The 19,464-nt window shown below is 68.3% G+C and carries 20 protein-coding genes; 6 read left to right on the plus strand and 14 right to left on the minus strand.

Annotated features, from left to right (window positions below):
* Positions 1 to 252 precede the first annotated feature (252 nt).
* On the minus strand, positions 253 to 741 hold the full coding sequence (locus tag NF876_RS19340; protein WP_262270291.1) for a hypothetical protein: 489 nt from the start codon (positions 739 to 741) through the stop codon (positions 253 to 255).
* A gap of 126 nt (positions 742 to 867) precedes the next feature.
* Between NF876_RS19340 and NF876_RS19345 the strand changes: the two genes are divergently transcribed.
* The gene (locus NF876_RS19345) at positions 868 to 1,374 is read left to right on the plus strand and encodes a hypothetical protein (protein WP_262270292.1); all 507 of its coding nucleotides are present in this window, start codon (positions 868 to 870) and stop codon (positions 1,372 to 1,374) included.
* Between the two features lie 156 nt (positions 1,375 to 1,530).
* Here NF876_RS19345 and rlmN read toward each other — a convergent pair whose 3' ends face one another.
* The 3 genes from rlmN to NF876_RS19360 all read right to left on the minus strand — a co-directional run bounded on the left by rlmN (position 1,531) and on the right by NF876_RS19360 (position 4,398).
* Positions 1,531 to 2,856, minus strand: a complete 1,326-nt coding sequence (gene rlmN, locus NF876_RS19350) for a dual-specificity RNA methyltransferase RlmN (RefSeq protein ID WP_262270293.1) — start codon at positions 2,854 to 2,856, stop codon at positions 1,531 to 1,533.
* 141 nt (positions 2,857 to 2,997) lie between these two features.
* Positions 2,998 to 3,723 (minus strand): hypothetical protein, encoded by a 726-nt coding sequence (locus NF876_RS19355; protein WP_262270294.1) that lies wholly within the window; start codon positions 3,721 to 3,723, stop codon positions 2,998 to 3,000.
* A 303-nt stretch (positions 3,724 to 4,026) separates the two neighbouring features.
* Positions 4,027 to 4,398, minus strand: coding sequence for a YkvA family protein (locus tag NF876_RS19360; protein ID WP_262270312.1), 372 nt, complete (start codon positions 4,396 to 4,398; stop codon positions 4,027 to 4,029).
* A 95-nt stretch (positions 4,399 to 4,493) separates the two neighbouring features.
* Here NF876_RS19360 and NF876_RS19365 point away from each other — a divergent pair, with 95 nt between their 5' ends.
* On the plus strand, positions 4,494 to 5,279 hold the full coding sequence (locus NF876_RS19365) for an SDR family NAD(P)-dependent oxidoreductase (protein ID WP_262270295.1): 786 nt from the start codon (positions 4,494 to 4,496) through the stop codon (positions 5,277 to 5,279).
* Positions 5,280 to 5,440: 161 nt separating this feature from the next.
* Here NF876_RS19365 and NF876_RS19370 read toward each other — a convergent pair whose 3' ends face one another.
* The 7 genes from NF876_RS19370 to NF876_RS19400 all read right to left on the minus strand — a co-directional run bounded on the left by NF876_RS19370 (position 5,441) and on the right by NF876_RS19400 (position 10,581).
* The gene (locus NF876_RS19370) at positions 5,441 to 5,845 is read right to left on the minus strand and encodes a GFA family protein (RefSeq protein WP_262270296.1); all 405 of its coding nucleotides are present in this window, start codon (positions 5,843 to 5,845) and stop codon (positions 5,441 to 5,443) included.
* Positions 5,846 to 5,848: 3 nt separating this feature from the next.
* Positions 5,849 to 6,151 carry a 4a-hydroxytetrahydrobiopterin dehydratase gene (locus NF876_RS19375; RefSeq protein WP_262270297.1) on the minus strand — a complete coding sequence of 101 codons (303 nt, stop codon included), beginning with the start codon at positions 6,149 to 6,151 and terminating at the stop codon, positions 5,849 to 5,851.
* 66 nt (positions 6,152 to 6,217) lie between these two features.
* Entirely contained in the window at positions 6,218 to 7,234 is a 1,017-nt protein-coding gene (locus NF876_RS19380; RefSeq protein WP_262270298.1) for a YeiH family protein, read from the minus strand.
* 223 nt (positions 7,235 to 7,457) lie between these two features.
* Positions 7,458 to 8,048 (minus strand): histidine phosphatase family protein, encoded by a 591-nt coding sequence (locus NF876_RS19385; protein WP_262270299.1) that lies wholly within the window; start codon positions 8,046 to 8,048, stop codon positions 7,458 to 7,460.
* Between the two features lie 36 nt (positions 8,049 to 8,084).
* The gene (gene thpR / locus NF876_RS19390; protein ID WP_262270300.1) at positions 8,085 to 8,621 is read right to left on the minus strand and encodes an RNA 2',3'-cyclic phosphodiesterase; all 537 of its coding nucleotides are present in this window, start codon (positions 8,619 to 8,621) and stop codon (positions 8,085 to 8,087) included.
* 190 nt (positions 8,622 to 8,811) lie between these two features.
* Positions 8,812 to 9,855 (minus strand): aldo/keto reductase, encoded by a 1,044-nt coding sequence (locus NF876_RS19395; RefSeq protein WP_262270301.1) that lies wholly within the window; start codon positions 9,853 to 9,855, stop codon positions 8,812 to 8,814.
* Between the two features lie 63 nt (positions 9,856 to 9,918).
* Positions 9,919 to 10,581, minus strand: coding sequence for an arylesterase (locus NF876_RS19400; RefSeq protein WP_262270302.1), 663 nt, complete (start codon positions 10,579 to 10,581; stop codon positions 9,919 to 9,921).
* A 72-nt stretch (positions 10,582 to 10,653) separates the two neighbouring features.
* Here NF876_RS19400 and NF876_RS19405 point away from each other — a divergent pair, with 72 nt between their 5' ends.
* The 3 genes from NF876_RS19405 to NF876_RS19415 all read left to right on the plus strand — a co-directional run bounded on the left by NF876_RS19405 (position 10,654) and on the right by NF876_RS19415 (position 14,959).
* A complete protein-coding gene (locus tag NF876_RS19405; protein WP_262270303.1) occupies positions 10,654 to 11,346 on the plus strand; it encodes an ABC transporter ATP-binding protein in 693 nt (230 codons plus the stop codon).
* 12 nt (positions 11,347 to 11,358) lie between these two features.
* Positions 11,359 to 13,947 carry an ABC transporter permease gene (locus tag NF876_RS19410; RefSeq protein WP_262270304.1) on the plus strand — a complete coding sequence of 863 codons (2,589 nt, stop codon included), beginning with the start codon at positions 11,359 to 11,361 and terminating at the stop codon, positions 13,945 to 13,947.
* A 229-nt stretch (positions 13,948 to 14,176) separates the two neighbouring features.
* On the plus strand, positions 14,177 to 14,959 hold the full coding sequence (locus NF876_RS19415) for a Bax inhibitor-1/YccA family protein (RefSeq protein ID WP_262270305.1): 783 nt from the start codon (positions 14,177 to 14,179) through the stop codon (positions 14,957 to 14,959).
* A gap of 412 nt (positions 14,960 to 15,371) precedes the next feature.
* Here the strand turns inward: NF876_RS19415 and NF876_RS19420 are convergent, their stop codons facing one another.
* Positions 15,372 to 16,820 (minus strand): MFS transporter, encoded by a 1,449-nt coding sequence (locus tag NF876_RS19420; RefSeq protein WP_262270306.1) that lies wholly within the window; start codon positions 16,818 to 16,820, stop codon positions 15,372 to 15,374.
* Between the two features lie 225 nt (positions 16,821 to 17,045).
* On the opposite strand from NF876_RS19420, the gene NF876_RS19425 reads away from it, so the two are divergent.
* Positions 17,046 to 17,579, plus strand: coding sequence for a GNAT family N-acetyltransferase (locus tag NF876_RS19425; protein WP_262270307.1), 534 nt, complete (start codon positions 17,046 to 17,048; stop codon positions 17,577 to 17,579).
* Here NF876_RS19425 and NF876_RS19430 read toward each other — a convergent pair whose 3' ends face one another.
* Positions 17,580 to 18,575, minus strand: coding sequence for an SDR family oxidoreductase (locus NF876_RS19430; protein ID WP_262270308.1), 996 nt, complete (start codon positions 18,573 to 18,575; stop codon positions 17,580 to 17,582).
* A 165-nt stretch (positions 18,576 to 18,740) separates the two neighbouring features.
* A complete protein-coding gene (locus tag NF876_RS19435; protein WP_262270309.1) occupies positions 18,741 to 19,121 on the minus strand; it encodes a DUF2794 domain-containing protein in 381 nt (126 codons plus the stop codon).
* Positions 19,122 to 19,464 lie beyond the last annotated feature (343 nt).

The following is a 19,464-nucleotide window of genomic DNA, read 5'->3' on the forward strand; positions in this document are numbered from 1 at the left end:
TGCTGGAATGAACACATGGGGCAGGGACGCGCGTTCAACAAGCCGCTTTCGGTCGGCCGTGCACATCGGAGTGGGTCGTGCCGGCTCGGGCGAACCCGCATCGTCCGAACGGCCTAGGCGGTCATTCGGCCAGCCGGCCGAATTGCGCGGGAGTCTGACACGGTCCACAGTCTCGGGACTGGCTCTGGCGGCCAGGTCCTCCCGAAACTTCGGAGGCGGCATGGGGGCATGCTGCCTCCGCCTTCTTTGGCCTCAGGGGATCTTTTCGTCGAACTGTGCGGGTCCTGTCTTCCGCCCTCCGATGATCGCCCAGTAGACGAGGCCGGCGACCGCTCCGGTCAGGCCGAGCACGAGGCTCACGTGCAGCTCCGCCGGCGAGGCGATCCGGGCGGATCCGCGCAGGATGAAGGGCACGGCCGCCGTCAGGATGCCGGTGGCCAGCGCGTGCCAGAGCAGGCTGCGCATGCCCAGCACCTCGCTGACGACCGCGACCATGAGCGGGGGCAGGACCAGCAGGGTGAAGACGATCCGGCCGACGGTCAGGAGCGCGCCCTCCACGATCGGCCCGGGATCCTCGGCGGCGAACACCGCGTCCACCAGGGACCAGAAGCCGACGAACAGGGTGTCGCCGGTCAGCACCGCCATGACCGGGTCGACGATGGACGCGATGAGGAGGAAGGTGCCGCTCGCGCCGATGGCGATGAGAAGCGCGAACGGGATCAGGAGAAGCCAGCGGATCATGCGGGCGCATAGTGGCAAAGTTCACGTCTCCCTGCCAGAGGCGCCATGGTCGGGCCGGTTCGCCAATCCCGACATTGTGCTAGTTTAACGACCGGGCGGCGGGCATCCACGCAGGAGGAGGACGCCATGGCCACGTCGAAGCTGGACGAGCGGCGGCTCATGTCGGACGAGGAATTCACCCTCGTCGAGCAGACCCGGTACCCGGTGCTGGGCCGGCTGGAGGATCCGGCGCTCGCGGAGCTGACCCGGCGTCTGCGCGAGCGGCGCGACCGGGCCCGGGACATCGCCCGCCGCCAGCGCCGGGAGGTGCGCGGCAAGGGCCGTCAGGCGACGACCTTCGAGCAGCAGGACGCCGGCAACCGCCAGAAGGCGCGGGTCCTCGCCGAGGCGCTGACCCGGATCAACAGCGAGCGCACGCACCGGAAAGCCGAGGAACTGCGCGCCAACGCCCGCCGCGCCTATGCGATGAGGCAGGAGGCGGAGACGCCGGCGCGGCCGGATTCCGGCAGGTCGCCCCGGACGGGCATGCGCAAGAACGCGAGCCACCGCCGCGACCGGATCCTCAATCCGATGGATGCCGGCCGGGTCTTGCAGGCAGGCAAGCGCGCCCAGGCGGCGCGGGACAACGCTTAGGGACTGGTGCGGATGTCCGGAGTGCTTCCGCCATCACCGGCCCCGTGCCGGTGATCTCGACTGGGTGAAGCGCTGCGCCTCATCGTATCGGGATGGCCGGGACAAGCCCGGCCATGACGGGAAGAGAGGCTTTCCTGTCAGCGGGGGAGGGTAAGCCTATTCCCCGTTCCCCACTGCGTAGACGCCCTCGGCCCCGATGCCCTGCTCGGCCATCATGCGGGCGCGGGCGCGCAGCTTCTCGGTCTCGCTCTTGAGCTGGCCGCAGGCGGCCAGGATGTCGCGGCCGCGCGGGGTGCGCACCGGCGAGGCATAGCCGGCCCGGTAGACGATCTCGGAGAAGCGCTCGATCCGCTCCCAGTCCGAGCACTCGTATTTCGAGCCCGGCCAGGGATTGAACGGGATCAGGTTGATCTTGGCCGGGATGCCCTTGAGCAGGCGCACGAGCTCGCGCGCGTCCGCGTCCGAATCGTTGACGCCTTTCAGCATCACGTATTCGAACGTGATGCGGCGGGCGTTCGACAGGCCCGGATAGGCCCGGCAGGCATCGAGCAGCTGCTTGATGTCGTACTTGCGGTTGATCGGCACCAGCTCGTCGCGCAGCTCGTCGCGTACCGCATGCAGGGAGATCGCCAGCATGGTGTTGGCCTCGGCGCCGAGCCGCTCCATCTGGGGCACGACCCCGGAGGTCGATACCGTGATGCGGCGGCGGGACAGGGTCAGCCCCTCGCCATCCGACATGACGTCGATGGCGGCGATCACGTCGCCGATGTTGTAGAGCGGCTCGCCCATGCCCATGAACACGATGTTGGACACGAAGCGTCCGCCATCGGTCGGCAAAAGTCCCTTCTCTCGGGCGCCGTCCGGCGGGGTGGCGTCGGGCCAGTCGCCGATGGCATCGCGGGCCACGATGAGCTGCGCCACGATCTCGGCCGAGGTCAGGTTGCGCACCAGGCGCTGGGTGCCCGTGTGGCAGAACGAGCAGGTGAGCGTGCAGCCGACCTGGCTCGACACGCACAGGGTGCCGCGGTCGACCTCCGGGATGTACACGCACTCGATCTCCGCGCCCTTGTCGAGCGGGCCCGTCGAGGGCATGCGGATCAGCCACTTGCGGGTGCCGTCCTTCGAGACCTGCTCGGAGACCACCTGCGGGCGGGCGAGCGTGTAGGCGGCGGCGAGCTTCCCGCGCAGCTCCTTGCCCACATTGGTCATCTCGACGAAGTCCTTCGCTCCGCGGAAATAGATCCAGTGCCAGAGCTGGGCCACGCGCATCTTCAGCTCGCGCTCCGGCACCCCGATGGCGGCCAGGGACTCCTTCAGCTGGTCCCGGGTGAGGCCGACGAGGGAGGCGCCGCCCGGGGCGGCGCCCGCCACGGCGTTCAGCTCCGCGGTCTTTTCGATGAACCCGGCCGCGCGCGCGGCATCGCTCACGGCCACGGTGGCCGCATTGGGGTTGCGCTTGGCGATGTCGAGCACCGTCGCCATGGGAAATCTCAAGCCTCGTTGTTGGGAATCGGCGTGCCTATAGCACGATTGCGCCGAAACCGTGAGCCTTCAAACGCAAAATTCCGGGCGCGAGACCCGGAACATGCTCATCGAGACGCGGATTTTCAACCATGCGCGGGCTTACGAAGCGCATTCCTTGCGGGCGTGCTCCAGGGCCTTGCCGAAGCCGTTCAGGGAATAGCGGTCCGTCAGGCTCGCGCCACGGGCCGACTGCATCTTCACGGTCACGGTCCCGCTGCGGGCCATGGTGGCGATCGCCTGGCCTTCCTCGGCGGGGTTCTTGAGCCAGGCATTGGCCGCCTTGGTGATCAGCGCGTAGGAGGCGTTGCCGACGGCGGCTTCCGCCGGGCCGTTCTCCTTGGCCGTGAAGCCGAGCACCAGGGCGACCTCGTTCTTCACGTTCTCCGCCGGGCGGAAGGACACGAAGAGATAGGCCGGGTCGCGGTTCACGTTCTTCGGCAGCCGGTCCTTGGGCTGGCTGAGCGCGTAGCAGATCTTGGAGCGGCCGGTCTGGGCCGTGTAGACGCCCCAATCGCCGTATGAGGTCAGCAGCGAGGCGCCGCCCGGGCCCGTCGCCGCCTGGGCCGGCCTGGCGGCGGCTGCCGCACCGGCGGCGGCTCCTGTGGCGGCCGCGGCAGGCTTGGCCGCGTTGGTCTTAGCCGCGTTGGCCTTGGCCGCCGGAGCGGGGTTGGGCTTCGTCGCCGGGGCCGGCTTGGCCGGAGTTCCGCGGGTCGATTGCGGCGTCGAACGTCCGGACTGAGCCAGGGCTGCCGGCCCGGTTCCGATGACGACGATGGCGGAAAGGATGCCCGCGGCGATGCCGCGCTGGAGAGATGCAGGTATCATGGGGCGGACCATACAGGCGGATGGTTAAGAACTCTTCACCATCTCCGTTAAGGCCACGCCCCGGTCTTGGCGATGCGTCGAAACGTGGCGGTTTCTGTCCTCGACCAGGGTCTGGCGCACGCCAGGGCAAGAAAGAAGGGCCGCCTTTCGGGCGGCCCAAGGTGGTTCTGCAAAGCTTGTTCGTCTTTAAAAGCCGGAGGAAGGAAATGACTTTGTTGCGAACGACTCATCTTTACGTTACCTATAATAACATTGCAATAAGTCAATATTCTTTGTTCTGAATATGCTCCTAAAGCCAAGCTTTCAGGCGCGGTCGATCGCGTCTCCGAGTGCCTTCCGTGCCCTTTCCTTGTGTTCTTCCGTTATGGAACCGGCAACCTGCGTGATCGCGGCCGCCAGGACCGCTGCGTCATCGGCAAAGCCGAACACAGGCAGAAGGTCCGTGATGGCATCGGCCGGAAAGACGAAATACGCGATGGCCCCGAGAAGGATGATCTTCACGCGGCTCGGAGTCGACGGATCGGTCGCGCAGAAGAAAGCCGCCACGAGATCCTCGGCGAAGGGAATTCTGCCTGCAACCCGCTTCAGCTTGACCCAGAAGCGGCGCTTGAGGCTTTCCTCGTCCTGGGTCTCCTTGCGGATGGCCTCCATCTCGGCCTTGGAGAAAGGCTTCATGAAGGGTTCACTCATTCAACAGGCTCCTTCCATGGGATGCGTTTCCGCTGCGTCAGGGATAGCTTAAGACATCGCCGGGCGTAGGGAGAAAAGCGATGAAGCTCGACAAATTGATGGCAGCCGTCGTTACCGGAGGGGCGTCCGGCCTCGGCGAGGCTACGGCCCGGATGCTGGCCTCCGGCGGTGCGAAGGTCGCGATCCTGGACATGAACGCCGAACGCGGCGAGGCGGTTGCCCGGGAGATCGGCGCCGTCTTCTGCCAGGCCGACGTGACCGACGAGACCTCGATCGATTCGGCGCTTGCCGCCGCCCGAGCGGCCAACGGCATCGAGCGCATCCTGGTCAACTGCGCGGGCATCGCGCCCGGCAAGCGCACGGTGGCGAAGAAGCGCGAGACCGGAGAACTGATCCCCCACGACGTGGCGAGCTTCCGCCGGGCGGTCGAAATCAACCTGATCGGCACCTACGCGATGATCGCCAAATGCGCCACCGCCATGGCCGGGCTCGATCCGGTCACGCCCGACGGCGGGCGCGGGGTCATCGTCAACACCTCGTCGGTGGCCGCCCAGGACGGGCAGATCGGGCAGGCCGCCTACGCGGCCTCCAAGGGCGGCGTGCTGGGGCTGACGCTGCCCGTCGCCCGTGACCTGTCGGGCTTCGGCATCCGGGTGATGACGATCATGCCGGGCCTGTTCCACACGCCGCTCTTCGAGGGCATCGCGGAGGATTACCGCAAGGCGCTCGAGGCCAACGTGCCGTTCCCCTCGCGCCTGGGCCGGCCCGAGGAATACGCCGCGCTCGTGAAGGCCATCATCGAGAACGACATGCTCAACGGCGAGGGCATCCGCCTCGACGGCGCGTTGCGGATGCAGCCGAAATAGGAGAGGCCGAGCGGGCGTTCGCCCCTGTTCGTCATCACCGGGCTTGTCCCGGTGATCCCGATGCTGCGGAGCGCCGCACCTTTCCGACGGCATGGCCGGCACAAGGCCGGCCATGCCGTCGAGGGTTTCTCATGCGGGCCGGGTGAACCCTGTCCTGCCGCTCAGGCCGCGCCGCCCCGGTTCTCGGGAAAGCTTTCCAGATCCGGAATGCGCAGCCAGTGCTCCCGGCGCCGGGCCCAGGCCTCGTAGGTGGGGGTGAAGAGATTGGGCTCGTCGAAGGCCCCGAGCTTGATCTCGATCTCGGTGTCGGAATCCCGGTCGAAGACCTGCGAGCCGCACACAACGCAGAAGCAGCGCTCGCTCTCGGGCGTCGCCGACCAGCCCCGGAACGCGCCCGAGACCGTCACCTCGTCGACGGGGTAGATCACGTAGGCGTTGAATGGCGCGCCGCTGATCCTGCGGCAGGTCATGCAATGGCAGAGCCCGACGCGCTTCGGCTCGCCCCGGGCCTGGAAGGTCAGCTGCCCGCAGGCGCAGCCGCCCGTCCGGATGCGTGTCTCCGTCATGGCCTATCCCTTCGCCAGTCCGGCGGCCATCCGGTCCATGCGCTGCGCCAGCTCGACGTCGCGGCGCGTGAGGCCCTTGGCGTCGTGGGTGGCGAGGGTGACCTCGACCCGGTTGTAGGTGTTCGACCATTCCGGATGGTGGTTCATGGCCTCGGCGATGAGCGCCACGCGGGTCATCCAGGCGAAAGCGGCATTGAAATCGTCGAAGACGAAGCGTTTGTGGAGGGCGTCGCGCCCTTCGACGAGCGCCCAGCCGTCGAGGGCCGGCAGGAGTTCGGAACGTTCGGCGTCGGTCAGGCGGGGCATGGGCGCACGTCAGGGGCAGGAGGGGACTGCCCTAGTGATGACGCGCCCGAGCGATGTTTCAAGGCCTCATGCGATCCCGAGCAGCCGGATCAGGCCCAGGCTGATCGCGATCAGCACCAGGAGCGAGAGCGTCACGGCGAGCGTCACCCGGGCGCCGACCCGGCTCAGAATCCGGAGATCCACCCCGAGGCCCAGGGCCGCCATGGCGATGACGGTGAGCAGCGTCGCGATCGGCACGACCGCCCGCAGGACCACGTCAGGAATGACTCCGAGGGACCGCAGCAGGGCGAGACCCAGGAACCCGACGATGAACCACGGCACGAGCCGGCTCCAGGCGAGACTCGGCTTCGCGTCCGCCGTGCTCCGGCCCGCGACCAGGGACAGGCCGATCACCACCGGGCCGAGCATCAGCACGCGCACGAGCTTCACCAGGGTGCCGAGCTGCGTGCTGACGAGGCTCACCGGCACGGTGGCGGCCAGCACCTGCGGCACCGCATAGACGGTCAATCCCGCGAGCACCCCGTATTGCGTCATCGACAGGCCGAGAAGCGGCACCAGCAGGGGCAGGCTGAGCACGACGATCACCCCGAGAATGGCCGTGAACGCGATCGCCGAGGCGACGTCCTCGGGCTTCGCCCCGATGACGGGTGCGACCGCCGCGATGGCCGAGTTGCCGCAGATCGAGTTGCCGCAGGCCACCAGCATGGCCATGCGCTTCGGCAGCCCGAGCCACCGCCCGAGCCCGTAGCTCGCCCCGATGGCGAGCGCCACCACGACGGCGATGCCCAGGATGAGGCCGAGGCCCGCGTCGAGAACCGCCTGGAAGCTGATCGACGCGCCCAGGAGCATCACGGCGATCTCGAGCAGGGTCCTGGCGGAAAAGCCGATTCCCGGGGTCCAGCGCCGGTCCGGCGTCCAGAGGGTCCGCACCAGGGTGCCAAGCAGGATGGCGATCACGAGGGCCTCGAGCCAGGGCCGTCCGGTCCAGTGCTCCTCCGCCCATTGCAGCCCCATGGCGGCCAGCGCGATCGCCGCGCACAAGGCGGTGCCGGGCGCTGCTTGCGCGATGCGGGTGCGGATCATGGGGTTGCGTCAGTCCTGGGTCTTCGGCTCAGGGGCTAGTCCCATGGCGCCGCGGATGCAAGCGCAAACGGCAGCCGACATCGCCTCCAGGTCATCACCGGGCGTGTCCCGGTGATCCCGATGACGTGGAGGCGCGGCGCCCTTAGCCCATCGGGATGGCCGCCACAAGGCCGGCCACGACGGAAGAGGGGCATCTCCGGCGCCCGGAACGACGAGATCGTCCTCAGGCGGCGAACCCATCCTCGATGGCGCGCCAATCCTGCGTCAGCGCGACCAAGTCCCGGTCGATGACGATGAAGCAGCCGCCGCCGGGATGGGACGGGCGGCTTTCCCGTCCGATCGCGACCCCCTGCAGATGGGCCGTGAGCAGGCATCCGACCCCTCCGTGAGACACCACCACGATGTCGCCCGCGGTCTCGTCCTCGTGCAGGATCCGGCGGACGGCGTTCACGATCCGCGTCTGCGCGTCGATGGCGCGTTCCCAGCCGCGGATGCTCTCGTGCGGACGGCCGAAGAACTCGCGCACCACCTCCCAGAATTCCGGCGGCGCGATGAAGCCCGTGGACGAGCGGTCGTTCTCGCCCAGATCCTCGTCGGTGTCATAGGACAGGCCGAGGCTCTCCGCCACGATGGCGGCGCCGTCCATGGCCTTTCGTTCGGTGCTGGCATAGACGGCGGACACGTCCCTGTCCGCGAGCATCGCGGCGAAGCGCTCCATGCGGGCGCGCCCGGTGGCATTCAGGGGCCATTGGGGAACGGGCTGGTCGGGGTCGATGACCACTTCGGGATGGGTGATGAAGATGAGCGAGGCCATCGGGCTGCTCTACCGGCCTCGCATCCGCCCGTCGAGCTAGCCCAAGGGATAGGCCGCCTCGACGATGTAGGGCCCGCCGCCGACCGAGTTCCGCGAGGAGTACAGGACGAAGCGGTCGGCCGTGAAGGTCAGCTTGGGGAAGTGGCCCCGGGTCGCGATGTAATCCGCCACGTCGATGGGCGAGACGTTGCGCAGGCGCGCCAGGGTCACGTGCGGGGTGAACTTGCGGGTCTCCGGGGGCAGGCCGACTTGGCGCAGGAGGCGCTCCTGCTCGGCCTGCACCTCGTTCAGCTCGCCGTTGCCGGACGTACGGGCGAAGACCGCCCGGGGCTTGCCGCCCCCGAAGGTGTCGAGCCCGTCGATGACGATGGTCAGCGGCGCCCGCTGGCGCCGCTCCCCGAGGATCGACGTGACGTCGTCCGCCATGCGCTCGTCGATGTCGCCGATGAAGCGCAGGGTGAGATGATAGTTCTCGGGATCGACCCAGCGGGCGCCCGGAAGGCCGCCGCGGAAGCCCGCCAGGGCAAGGCCGATCTCGGCCGGGATCTCGATGCCGGTGAAGAGACGGGGCATGCGGCACCTCCCGGGTTGATGGTGTTCAGACGATCGGTGGGAGGCGTTTGTTCCGCATGGGAACCGCCCCCCTGTCATCACCGGGCTTGTCCCGGTGACCCGGATTGATTGAAGCGCCGAGCCTCACCGTATCGGGATGGCCGGCGAGAGGTGGGTGATGACTGCCCGGCCATGACGCGGCCGCTCGATCTCACGGGCACGGATTGCAGTGCTCGACATGGATCGCGTCGATGCGCTCCTCGAGCTCCGGCGTGATCGTCACGTCGATGGACGCGATGTCCGTCTTCAGCTGCTCCATCGAGGTCGCCCCGATGATGGTCGAGCCGACGAAGGGGCGGGAATTGACGAAGGCCAGCGCCATCTGGGCCGGATCCAGGCCGAATTCCCTGGCGAGAGCGATATATTTGCGGATCGCCGCCTCGGCGGTGGGATTCTCGTAGCGCTGGCCGCGGTTGAACAGGGTGGTCCGCGCTCCCGCCGGGCGGGCGCCGTCGAGATACTTGCCCGTCAGGTATCCCTGGGCCAGCGGCGAATAGGCGAGGAGGCTGACATTCTCGCGCATCGACACCTCCGCCAGGGCCACCTCGTAGGTGCGGTTGAGGAGGCTGTAGGCGTTCTGCACCGACTGCACCCGGGCCTGGCCCTTGGCGTCCGCATGCTTGAGGAACGTCATGGTGCCCCAGGCGCTCTCGTTGGAGAGGCCGAAATGGCGGATCTTCCCGGCCTTCACCAGGTTGGTCATGATCTCGACCGTCTCGTCGATCGGGTGCGAGGGACCGTCCTGGTGGCGGAAGATCGTCGGGTTCGAGCCCCAGGCCATGGGCCGGTCGGGCCAGTGGATCTGGTAGAGGTCGATGTAATCGGTCCCGAGCCGCTTCAGGCTCTTGTTGACCGCCTCCTCGACCTGGGCGCGCGAGAGCTCGCCCTTCGAGCCGTCGTCGCGGAACCACGTGTTGTCGGAGCGGCCGATCACCTTGGTGGCGAGGATCACCTTGTCGCGCGAGCCCCGCGCCTTGAACCAGGAGCCGATGATCCGCTCGGTCGAGCCCTGCGTCTCGGGCCGGGGCGGGATCGAGTAGAGCTCGGCCGTGTCGAAGAAGTTGATGCCCTGGTCGCGGGCATAATCCATCTGCGCGTGGCCGTCGGCCTCCGTGTTCTGCTGGCCCCAGGTCATGGTGCCGAGGCAGATGAGGCTGACATTGAGATCCGTGCGGCCGAGGCGGCGGTATTCCATGGGCAAGCTCCTCGCGGGGACATGATCCCCCGCGTTCAGGCGAGAATGAGGCGCCGACGGGGATCAGCGCTGAGACAGGCGGGCGAGAAAACTCTCGACGCTGGGCAGGATGCGCTCGACGATGATCTCGACCCCCCTGGCCGTCGGGTGCATGCCGTCGGGCAGGTTGAGGGACCGGTCGCCGGCGACTCCGTCCAGGAAGAAGGGATAGAGCACAAGGTCGTGCTTCTTCGCAATGTCCGGATAGAGGCTGTCGAATTTCTGCACGTAATCCGTCCCGAGGTTGCGCGAGGCGTACATGCCCGCGAGCAGGACCGGGATGTTGCGCGCCTTCAGGCGCTCCACGATGGCCTCCAGGTTCTTGCGGGTCCCGGCGGGATCGAGCCCGCGCAGCATGTCGTTGGCGCCGAGTTCCAGGATCACCCCGTCGGTGCCGTCCGGAACGGACCAGTCGAGCCGGTCGAGACCGCCCGAGGACGTGTCGCCGGACACCCCGGCATTGGCCACCTCCACATTGTACCCCTTGGCCTTGAGGGCCCGTTCCAGCACCACCGGGAAGGCCGCCTCCTGCGGCAGGTTGTAGCCGGCGCTCAGGCTGTCGCCGAGGGCTACCAGGCGGATGGTCCTCCCCTGCGCCAGGGCGCCGGACAGGGGGGCGATCATGGCGGCGAGGGCCGCCGCACACGCAAAAATGATCGTCATGAACGGGCCGGATTGGCGCTTCATCGATAGGCTTCCCATCTCTACCGGACTAGAACCGGGCAACTTCGGATTGTCCAACAGATCGGGTGAATGGGCATGCAGGACAAGGCCATCGCGCTGCACGACGTCGATTTGAGCCTCGGGCGCGGAGCCGCGCGCGTGCATATCCTCAAAGGCATTTCCCTGGACGTCGGCAGAGGCGAGGCGGTGGGGCTGGTCGGACCGTCGGGCTCGGGCAAGTCGACCCTGCTCATGACCATGGCCGGGCTCGAGCGTCCCGATTCGGGCCGGGTGATCGTCGACGGCACCGACCTGTCGGGGCTGGACGAGGACGCGCTGGCGCGCTTCCGGGGTCGGCGCATCGGCATCGTGTTCCAGTCCTTCCACCTCGTGCCGACCATGACGGCGCTGGAGAACGTGGCGCTCCCGCTGGAGCTCGCCGGCGATGGCGAGGCCTTCGAGCGCGCCGAGGCCGAATTGCAGGCCGTGGGGCTGGGCCACCGCCTGCACCATTATCCGGCGCAGCTCTCGGGCGGCGAGCAGCAGCGCGTGGCCATTGCCCGCGCCATCGTGCCCAACCCGGCGATCCTGGTGGCCGACGAACCCACGGGCAATCTCGACGAGACCACCGGGCAGTCCATCGTCGACCTGCTCTTCGCCCTCAAGCGCGACCGGGGCGCCACCCTGGTCCTCGTGACCCACGATCTCAACCTCGCCCGCCTGTGCGACCGGATGGTGCGCCTGCGTTCGGGGCAGGTGGAGGCCGGCGCGGCCTCGGCCGTGGCGTAAGGGATCTCGGTCATGCACGGCTCTCTCCCCGCCGCACCCCGGCCGCGCCCGGTTTCCGCGTCGCGCCTGCCCCTCCTGCTGCGTCTCGCGTTCCGCGAGCTGCGCGGCGGCCTGAGGGGCTTCGGCATCTTTCTCGCCTGCATCGCGCTCGGCGTGGCGGCCATCGCCAGCGTATCGTCCCTGTCCCGCTCCCTGACCGAGGGCATCTCCCGCGAGGGCCGGCGGATTCTCGGCGGCGACATGGCCTTCTCCCTGCTCCAGCGCGAGGCGGGGGCGCCCGAGCGGGCATTCCTGGAATCGCAGGGCCGGGTCAACGTGATCGCCACCATGCGGGCCATGGCGGTGGCCGGCGAGAAGGGCTCGGGGCTGGTGGAGATGAAGGCCGTCGACGGGGGCTATCCCACGGTCGGCACGCTTGAGACCGCTCCAACCCTCCCGCCTGCCGACCTCTTCGCCGAGCGCGACGGCGCCTTCGGGGCCGCGGTCGATCCGGCGCTCCTCGCCCGGCTCGACCTGAAGGTGGGCGACCGGGTCACGGTCGGGGCGGCCAACGTGGAGCTGCGCGCCCGCCTGTTGTCCGAGCCCGACAAGATCGCCGACGGCATCGGCTTCGGGCCGCGGCTCCTCCTCTCGCAGGAGGCCCTGAAGGCCACGGGCCTCGTCCAGCCGGGCAGCCTCGTGCGCTGGACCTACCGGCTCACCCTGCCGGCGGGCCAGTCCACCGAGGAGGGGCTGAGCCGGATCGAGGCCGAGGCGAACCGCGTCCTGCCGGAGGCCGGCTGGAACATCCGCACGCGCCTCAACGCGGATCCGCGCTTCGCCCGCAATATCGAGCGCTTCACCCAGTTCCTCACGCTCGTCGGCCTCACCGCACTCCTCGTCGGCGGCGTCGGCGTGGCCAATGCGGTGCGCGGCTTCGTCGACCGCAAGCGCGCCTCCATCGCGACCCTCAAGAGCCTGGGGGCTCCCGGCGGCCAGGTGGTGCTGCTCTATCTCGTCCAGGTGATGCTGATCGCCCTCGTGGGCATCGGCATCGGGCTGGCCTTCGGGGCCGTCCTGCCCTTCATGGTGACCGGCCTCTTCGGCCATCTCCTGCCGATCCCGATCCAGCCGACTCTCGCCTGGAACGAGCTCGGCATCGCGCTGCTCTATGGGGTGCTCACGGCCCTGGTCTTCGCGCTGGCGCCCCTCGGCCGGGCGCACGACGTGCCCGTGTCGGGCCTCTTCCGCGACCAGATCGACCCGGAGCGGCGCTGGCCGCGCAAGCGCTACATCGCGGCGCTCGTGCTCTCGGTCGCGGCGCTCGTCGGGTTGTCCCTGCTGGCGGCCTATGACCGGCGCATCGCCCTGATGTTCGTGGGCGCGGCCGCGGGCTCGTTCCTGCTCCTGCGTGTGGTGGCGCTCGGCATCATGGCGCTCGCGCGCCGCCTGCCGCGCCCCCGCCGGACGGCGCCGCGGCTCGCGCTCGCCAACATCCACCGGCCCGGCGCGCTGACGCCCTCCCTGGTCCTGTCGCTGGGTCTGGGCATCACGCTTCTCGTGACGCTTGCCCTCATCGACAGCAACCTGACCCGCCAGCTCACCCAGAGCCTGCCGGAGCGGGCGCCGAGCTTCTTCTTCCTCGACATCCCGAACCAGCAGGCGGATTCGTTCGAGAGCTTCCTCAGGAGCCAGGCCGGCGAGGCCCAAATCGAGCGCGTGCCCATGATGCGTGGACGCCTCGTGACCCTCGGCGGACGTCCCGTGGCCGAGGTCAAGGCGCCCGAGGACGTGTCCTGGGTGCTCGAGGGCGACCGCGGCATCACCTACGCGGCCAGGCCGCCGGAAGGCTCCAAGGTGGTCCAGGGCGAGTGGTGGCCTGACGATTATCGCGGCCGGCCGCTCGTGTCCTTCGACCGCAAGATCGCCGAGGGCCTCGGCCTCAAGATCGGAGACGAGATCACCGTCAACGTGCTCGGCCGCAACATCAGCGCCACCATCGCCAACCTGCGCGAGATCGAATGGCGCTCCATGGGCATCAACTTCGTCATGGTGTTCTCGCCCAACGCGTTTGCCGGCGCGCCGCACACGCATCTGGCCACCGTGACCTTCCCGAACGGCTCGGACGCGGCGCTCGACGCCCGGATCCTGAGAAGCTCCGCCCAGGCCTACCCGATGGTGACGAGCGTGCGGGTGAAGGATGCCCTGGAGGCGGTGAACGACGTGGTCTCGCAGCTCGTCATGGCGATCCGCGGCGCAAGCTCCATCGCGCTGATCGCGAGCCTCCTGGTCCTGGCCGGCGCGCTCGCCGCCGGACACCGGGCGCGGCTCTACGATGCGGTCGTGCTCAAGACCCTCGGCGCCACCCGGGCGCGGCTGCTCTCGGCCTATGCGCTCGAATACGGACTTCTCGGCCTCGCCACGGCGGCGTTCGGGCTGCTGGCGGGAACGCTCGCGGCCTATTTCATCATCACCCGCGTGATGAACCTGAGCTTTACCCTGGATCTCTCGGGCGCCGTCCTGGCCTGTGCGCTGACGGTTCTCGTGAGCGTCGGTCTCGGCCTCGTCGGAACATGGCGGATCCTCAGTCAAAAGCCGGCGCTCTACTTGAGAAATCTTTGACGCCCGGTTCCTGTAAGGCCGTTATAGGAAAGCCGATGAATGGGTGTGCGGAGCAGCAGCCACTCTGCTCCTCCTTTTTCTTTGTCACGAAGATTTGAAGCTTGGCGCTGCCTCTTGCGCAACGCAGGCCCGCCCCTCATATTTTGCATGTCGCCGCACATGCGGCGGCCGAGGGCTGACTTCCCAGCCTTTCGAGGGAACACACGGAACACCGCGAGAAAGGACTCCGATGCAACCGTATGAGCAAAACCAAAACGCCTATGGCACCGGCTTTGCCCGGACGGCAGCTCAGGTCGACCAGGGCCTGCGCGCCTTCATGCTCGGCGTCTACAACAACATGGTCCTGGGCCTTGCCATCTCGGCCCTGGTCGCACTCGGCGTGAACATGCTGGCCACGACGAGCGATCCGTCGGCTGCGGTCGCCCGGATCGGCGGCGTCGGCCTGACCCAGTTCGGCGTCACCCTGTACACCACGCCCCTGATGTGGATCGTGGCGCTGGCACCTCTGGCGTTCATCTTCTTCTTCTCGTTCCGCATGGACCGGATGTCGGCGGCCTCCGCCCGCGGCACCTTCTTCGCCTTCGCGGCGGTGATGGGCGCCTCGCTCTCGACGCTGCTCATCCGCTACACCGGTGCGAGCGTCGTGCAGGTGTTCTTCATCACGGCGGCGGCCTTCGGCTCGCTGTCGCTCTGGGGCTACACCACCAACCGCAGCCTGTCGGGCATGGGCTCGTTCCTGATCATGGGCCTCGTCGGCCTGATCCTGGCCTCGATCGTGAACATCTTCGTCGCCTCGAGCGCCTTGCAGTTCGGCATTTCCGTGATCGGCGTCCTGATCTTCGCAGGCCTGACCGCCTACGACACGCAGAAGCTGAAGGAGATGTACCTCTACGGCAACCTCGACTCCGAGGCGGCCGGCAAGGCGTCCGTGCTGGGCGCCCTGACCCTGTACCTGGACTTCATCAACATGTTCCAGTTCCTCCTCGCTCTCGTCGGCAACCGCAACCAGTGAGGACGAGCGGAGCAGACGCTCTCGAAGCCCCGGCCGAAAGGCCGGGGCTTTTGTTTTGACAGCTGCGCTTGGTGAGCGTCTCCAGCGTCGAACCCAGTTCTTGCGACCCGACGATGATCCACTCTTGGCTGGCGCATCGTTCATCGTGGAAACAGGATCCACTTTTCGCTGACGCGGCCCTCCGGGTCCGTGCGATGCTTCAAGCTTTTGTTTGGGAGCATCTTTCCACGCAAAACCGGTTCCCACTTGTGCAGCCGATGCTTGAGGCTCCGGGCGGGCGGTACCCGACCGAAGCTCACCTCGTCCGTCAGAGTTCGGCCCCAGCAGACGCAGTTAACCCCCCACATCGGAGAGGCCGCGAGTCATTTGCTCACGGGCGGGCTGCCGGATCCGCCAAAGCGGGAGGTTGGGCTCAAGCCTGTCCCGAAGGTGTCGAGCGATAGCCGAACCAGGCGCCGGCAGTGGCCGCGGCGGCGCAGATCAGCGCCACAAGTCCGAACCCGCCGGTGGTTGCCGTGGCATAGAGATCGCGCACGGCGCCGGCCTGCGCGTCGGACGAGGGGAGCGCCCCGAAAGTCGCCTGCGCGAAGCGGTCCGCCAGGTCCGGATCCGACCATGCGGCGGTCCGCCGGAACCCGATCGTGGCGACGACCCCGAGGGCGGCGACGGCGATCAGGCCCGCGACGCGGGACACCGCGTTGTTGATGCCCGACGCCACGCCGATGCGCGCGTCGGGAACGGCGTTCATCACCGTCGTCGAGAGCGGCGCGACCGTGATCCCCATGCCGAGCCCCATGAGGGCCATCACGGGCACGATCGCGATCCAGTAGCCGCCATGCAGCACCGCCGGGGCCAGGAGCGCGAAGCTCAGGGCCGTGATCAGGGGGCCGGCGGTCAGGAGCATGCGGGTGCCGAACCGGTCGGCCATCACGCCGCCGAGCCGGGACAGCACGGCCATCAGGATCGTGAAGGGCAGGAACACCGACCCGGCCCTGGCGGCCGAATAGCCGTGGGCCTCGATCAGGGCGGTGGGCAGAAAGAACAGGGCGCCGGCGAGCGCGAAATAGAGCAGCAGCGTCAGGGCATTGACGTTGGCGAAGGCGGACACGTGGAACAGGTCGAGGGGCATCATCGGAGCGGCCGCGCGCGCCTCGTGCCGGATGAAGAGGCCGAGCATCGCGGCGCCGGCGAGCGCCAGCAGCGCGGCGAGGCCCTTGTGGCTCTCCCGTTCCCCCAAAGCCGTCAGGCCATAGGCCAGCAGACCGAGGGCCGCGATGGCCAGCGCGCCCCCGAGCCAGTCCATGGCGGCGGCCCGCGCCACGGGACTCTCCGGGACATGCGTCGCGCACAGCCAGAGCGCCAGGGCTGCAACCGGGACGTTGATCCAGAAGATCGCCTGCCACGGACCGACGTCGATCAGCCAGCCTCCGAGGATCGGCCCCAGGGCCGCCGCGATGCCTGACGCGGCCGCCCAGGTGCCGATGGCCCTGCCGCGCGCCTCCTTCGGGAAATGGGCGCTGATCAGGGCGAGCGAACCCGGCACCAGCAGGGCGCCGCCGACACCCTGGAAGGCCCGGGCGGCGATCAGCATCCCGGGCGTTCCCGACAGGCCGCACCACAGGGAGGTCGCGCCGAAGCCCGTGATGCCGATCAGGAAGACCCGCCTGAGGCCGTAGGCGTCTCCCGCCGCGCCGCCCAGCAGCAGGAAGGCCGACAGGGTCAGCGCATAGGCATTGGTGACCCATTGCATCTCGGCAAGCGACGCCTGAAGGCTCATGCGCATCTGCGGCATCGCCACGGTCACGATGGCCCCGTCGGCGAAGACCATGCTGGAGGCCAGGATCGCCGACCAGACCACCATGGTCTGCGTCCTGGAAGCGGTGGATGGCCGGGTTCTGGTGGGACCGAGATCGTTCACGGGCGTGCCTTTCTCATGCCGTCCATGCTAGAGTATCGGACCCAAAAGTGGACCCACTTTTGGGATTGGATCCGATACTCCTTCCCTTAAGCAGCGCATCGGGCTCGAAAGTGGACTCGCTTTCGGATTCTGTTCCGTTCCGCCCCCGACCTGCGTGAGACAGCCCTCATGAGCATCCTCATCCGCCCGTCTGCCGATGCCGATCTGGATGCCGTCACGGCGATCTACGCCCATGCGGTCACGCACGGCACCGCCTCGTTCGAGCTCGATCCTCCGGATCGGGCGGAAATGGCGCGCCGCCGCGCCGCCCTTCTGGAGGGCGGCTATCCTTATCTGGTCGCCGAGAGGGACGGGGCGATCCTCGGCTACGCCTATGCGGGCGCCTACCGCACGCGGCCGGCCTACCGCTCGACCGTGGAGGATTCGATCTATGTTGCCCCGGCCGCGCAGGGACAGGGCGTCGGGCGCCTGCTGCTCGCCGCGCTGATCGAGGATTGCGCGGCGCGGGATTTCCGGCTCATGGTGGCGGTCATCGGCGACGAGGACTCCAAGGGGTCCATCGGCCTGCATCGGAGCCTGGGCTTCGAGCCCGTCGGGATCCTGAAGGGCATCGGCTACAAGCACGGACGCTGGCTCTCCACCGTGCTGATGCAGCGGCCGCTCGGACGCGGCACGGGCGAGCCGCCGACCCGGCCGATCTGATCAGCGCCGAGCCCGCGCCGCAGCCCTCGTGCCCAGCAGAAGCGCCAGTCCCGCGAGGACGACGGCGCCGGCCATGCGGCTCGGGCGGCGAGCCGAAAACGGCAGGCCCTTGCGGGCGCGCCAGCCGCCGCTCACGCCCCGGCCCGTGGGAACGGGCTCCAGCAGGGCCCCTTCCGTCCGCGGCGCCGGGGCGGCGCGTTCGAGAGCCCGGCGCATGAAGGCGCCCGCCAGGTGCTCGGTCGGGCCCGGCGCCAGGGCATAGGCGACCTGGGCCGCCCGCGCGGGCCATCCCACGGCGACCTCGTCGCGCGGCCGGCGCACCAGGGCCACGAAAGTCTCGGCCACGTCCTCGGGCGCATAGATCAGCGATCCCAGGTTGATCTGCCGGCCGGATACGTTGGCGCCATGCTCGAAACCCGGCGTGTCGACGATGGCCGGGAACACGCCGCAGACATGGATGTCGGGACGGTCGACCAGTTCCTGGCGCAGGCTGGCCGAGAACCCCCGCAGGCCGAACTTGGAAGCCGTGTAGGCGGCGGCAAACGGGCTCGGTGCCCAGCCGCCGAGGGAGACGGTGTTGATGAGGATGCCGCGGCCCTGCTCGAGGAAGACGGGCAAGGCCGCATACGCGCCGTGCATCGACCCGAGCAGGTTGACCTCGATGGTGCGCCGGTGGAGGGCGATGTCCGCATCCTGATAGGGGCCGAACACCCCCGTGCCGGCATTGTTGATCCAGACGTCGATGGCACCGAAGGCGCGTCGCGCCGCCTGGGCGAGGTCGTCGACGGCGGCGGCATCGGTCACGTCGGTGGGAACGGCGATCGCCCGGACCCCCAGGTCCCGGCACGCGTGGGCGACCTCCTCGATCAGGTCCGCTCGTCGCGCCGCGAGGGCCACATGGACGCCCCGCCGGGCGAAGGCGAGCGCCGCGGCGCGGCCGATCCCGCTCGACGCGCCGGTGATCACCACGGAAAGGCCGGCGAGGTCTCGCGTCATCGGGGTCCCTCTTCGCTGCTTCATGGGGTGTCGCTGTCGACGCCGGATCGGGTTTCGGCGGCATCCTTCCTGCAACGCGAGGGGCAAGGGGGCGTTCCGGATGGCGAAGCGGTCGCCGCACCGGCCCCGGCCGCGGCTTCCGAGAACGGCAGCCGGCGAAAAGCCTTAAGCGGACACCACCTTCGGCTTGTCGAGCACCCGCAGCACGCGGGCGAGTTCATGCCCGCGCTTGAGGATCAGTCCCGTGGAGACGATCACCGAATAGGCGCCCTGCTTCTTGGCGAGCTTCGGGTCCTTCTCGATCCGGTAGAGGGGCATTTCGGACGTGCGTCGGAAGATGGAGAAGACGGCCTTGTCGGGCAGGAAATCGATGGCGTAATCGCGCCATTCGCCGGCCGCCACCATGCGGCCGTAGAGATTGAGAATGGCCTGCAACTCGGCACGGTCGAAGGACACCTGTTTCGGCGCGGCGGGGAAAGGAACGATGTGGGCCGAACCCGGCATCGGGCCGCCGCGCAGCGGCTCTGCGATGTCACCTTCGCTCATGACGCCTCCCATAACTCGCAAAACATGCCCTGATGATGGGCTTCGGCGGCTAAGGGATCAACCCATGACGACAGGATGAATCACGGCTTCTTCTGCAAATCTTATTCCTGCCTCAATCGCGCCGTGATGGAGCCGCACTGAATGCCGTAAATACTCAAGTTGCCTCGACGGCCCGGCTCATCGAACGGCTTGGACACGTCAGCCCCCCAGCCCTCTGAGTCGCGCGACGGGCCGGGCCACCCTCGAGGCACAGGGCTGCCCTTCAAGGCAGCCTTTTCTTCTGTTTAAAGGGCTTTGCGATGGTCCAGATCGCAAAGCCCTCTTTTTTTTGGCGTTAACGTTG

This window comes from Microvirga yunnanensis (assembly GCF_025460875.1).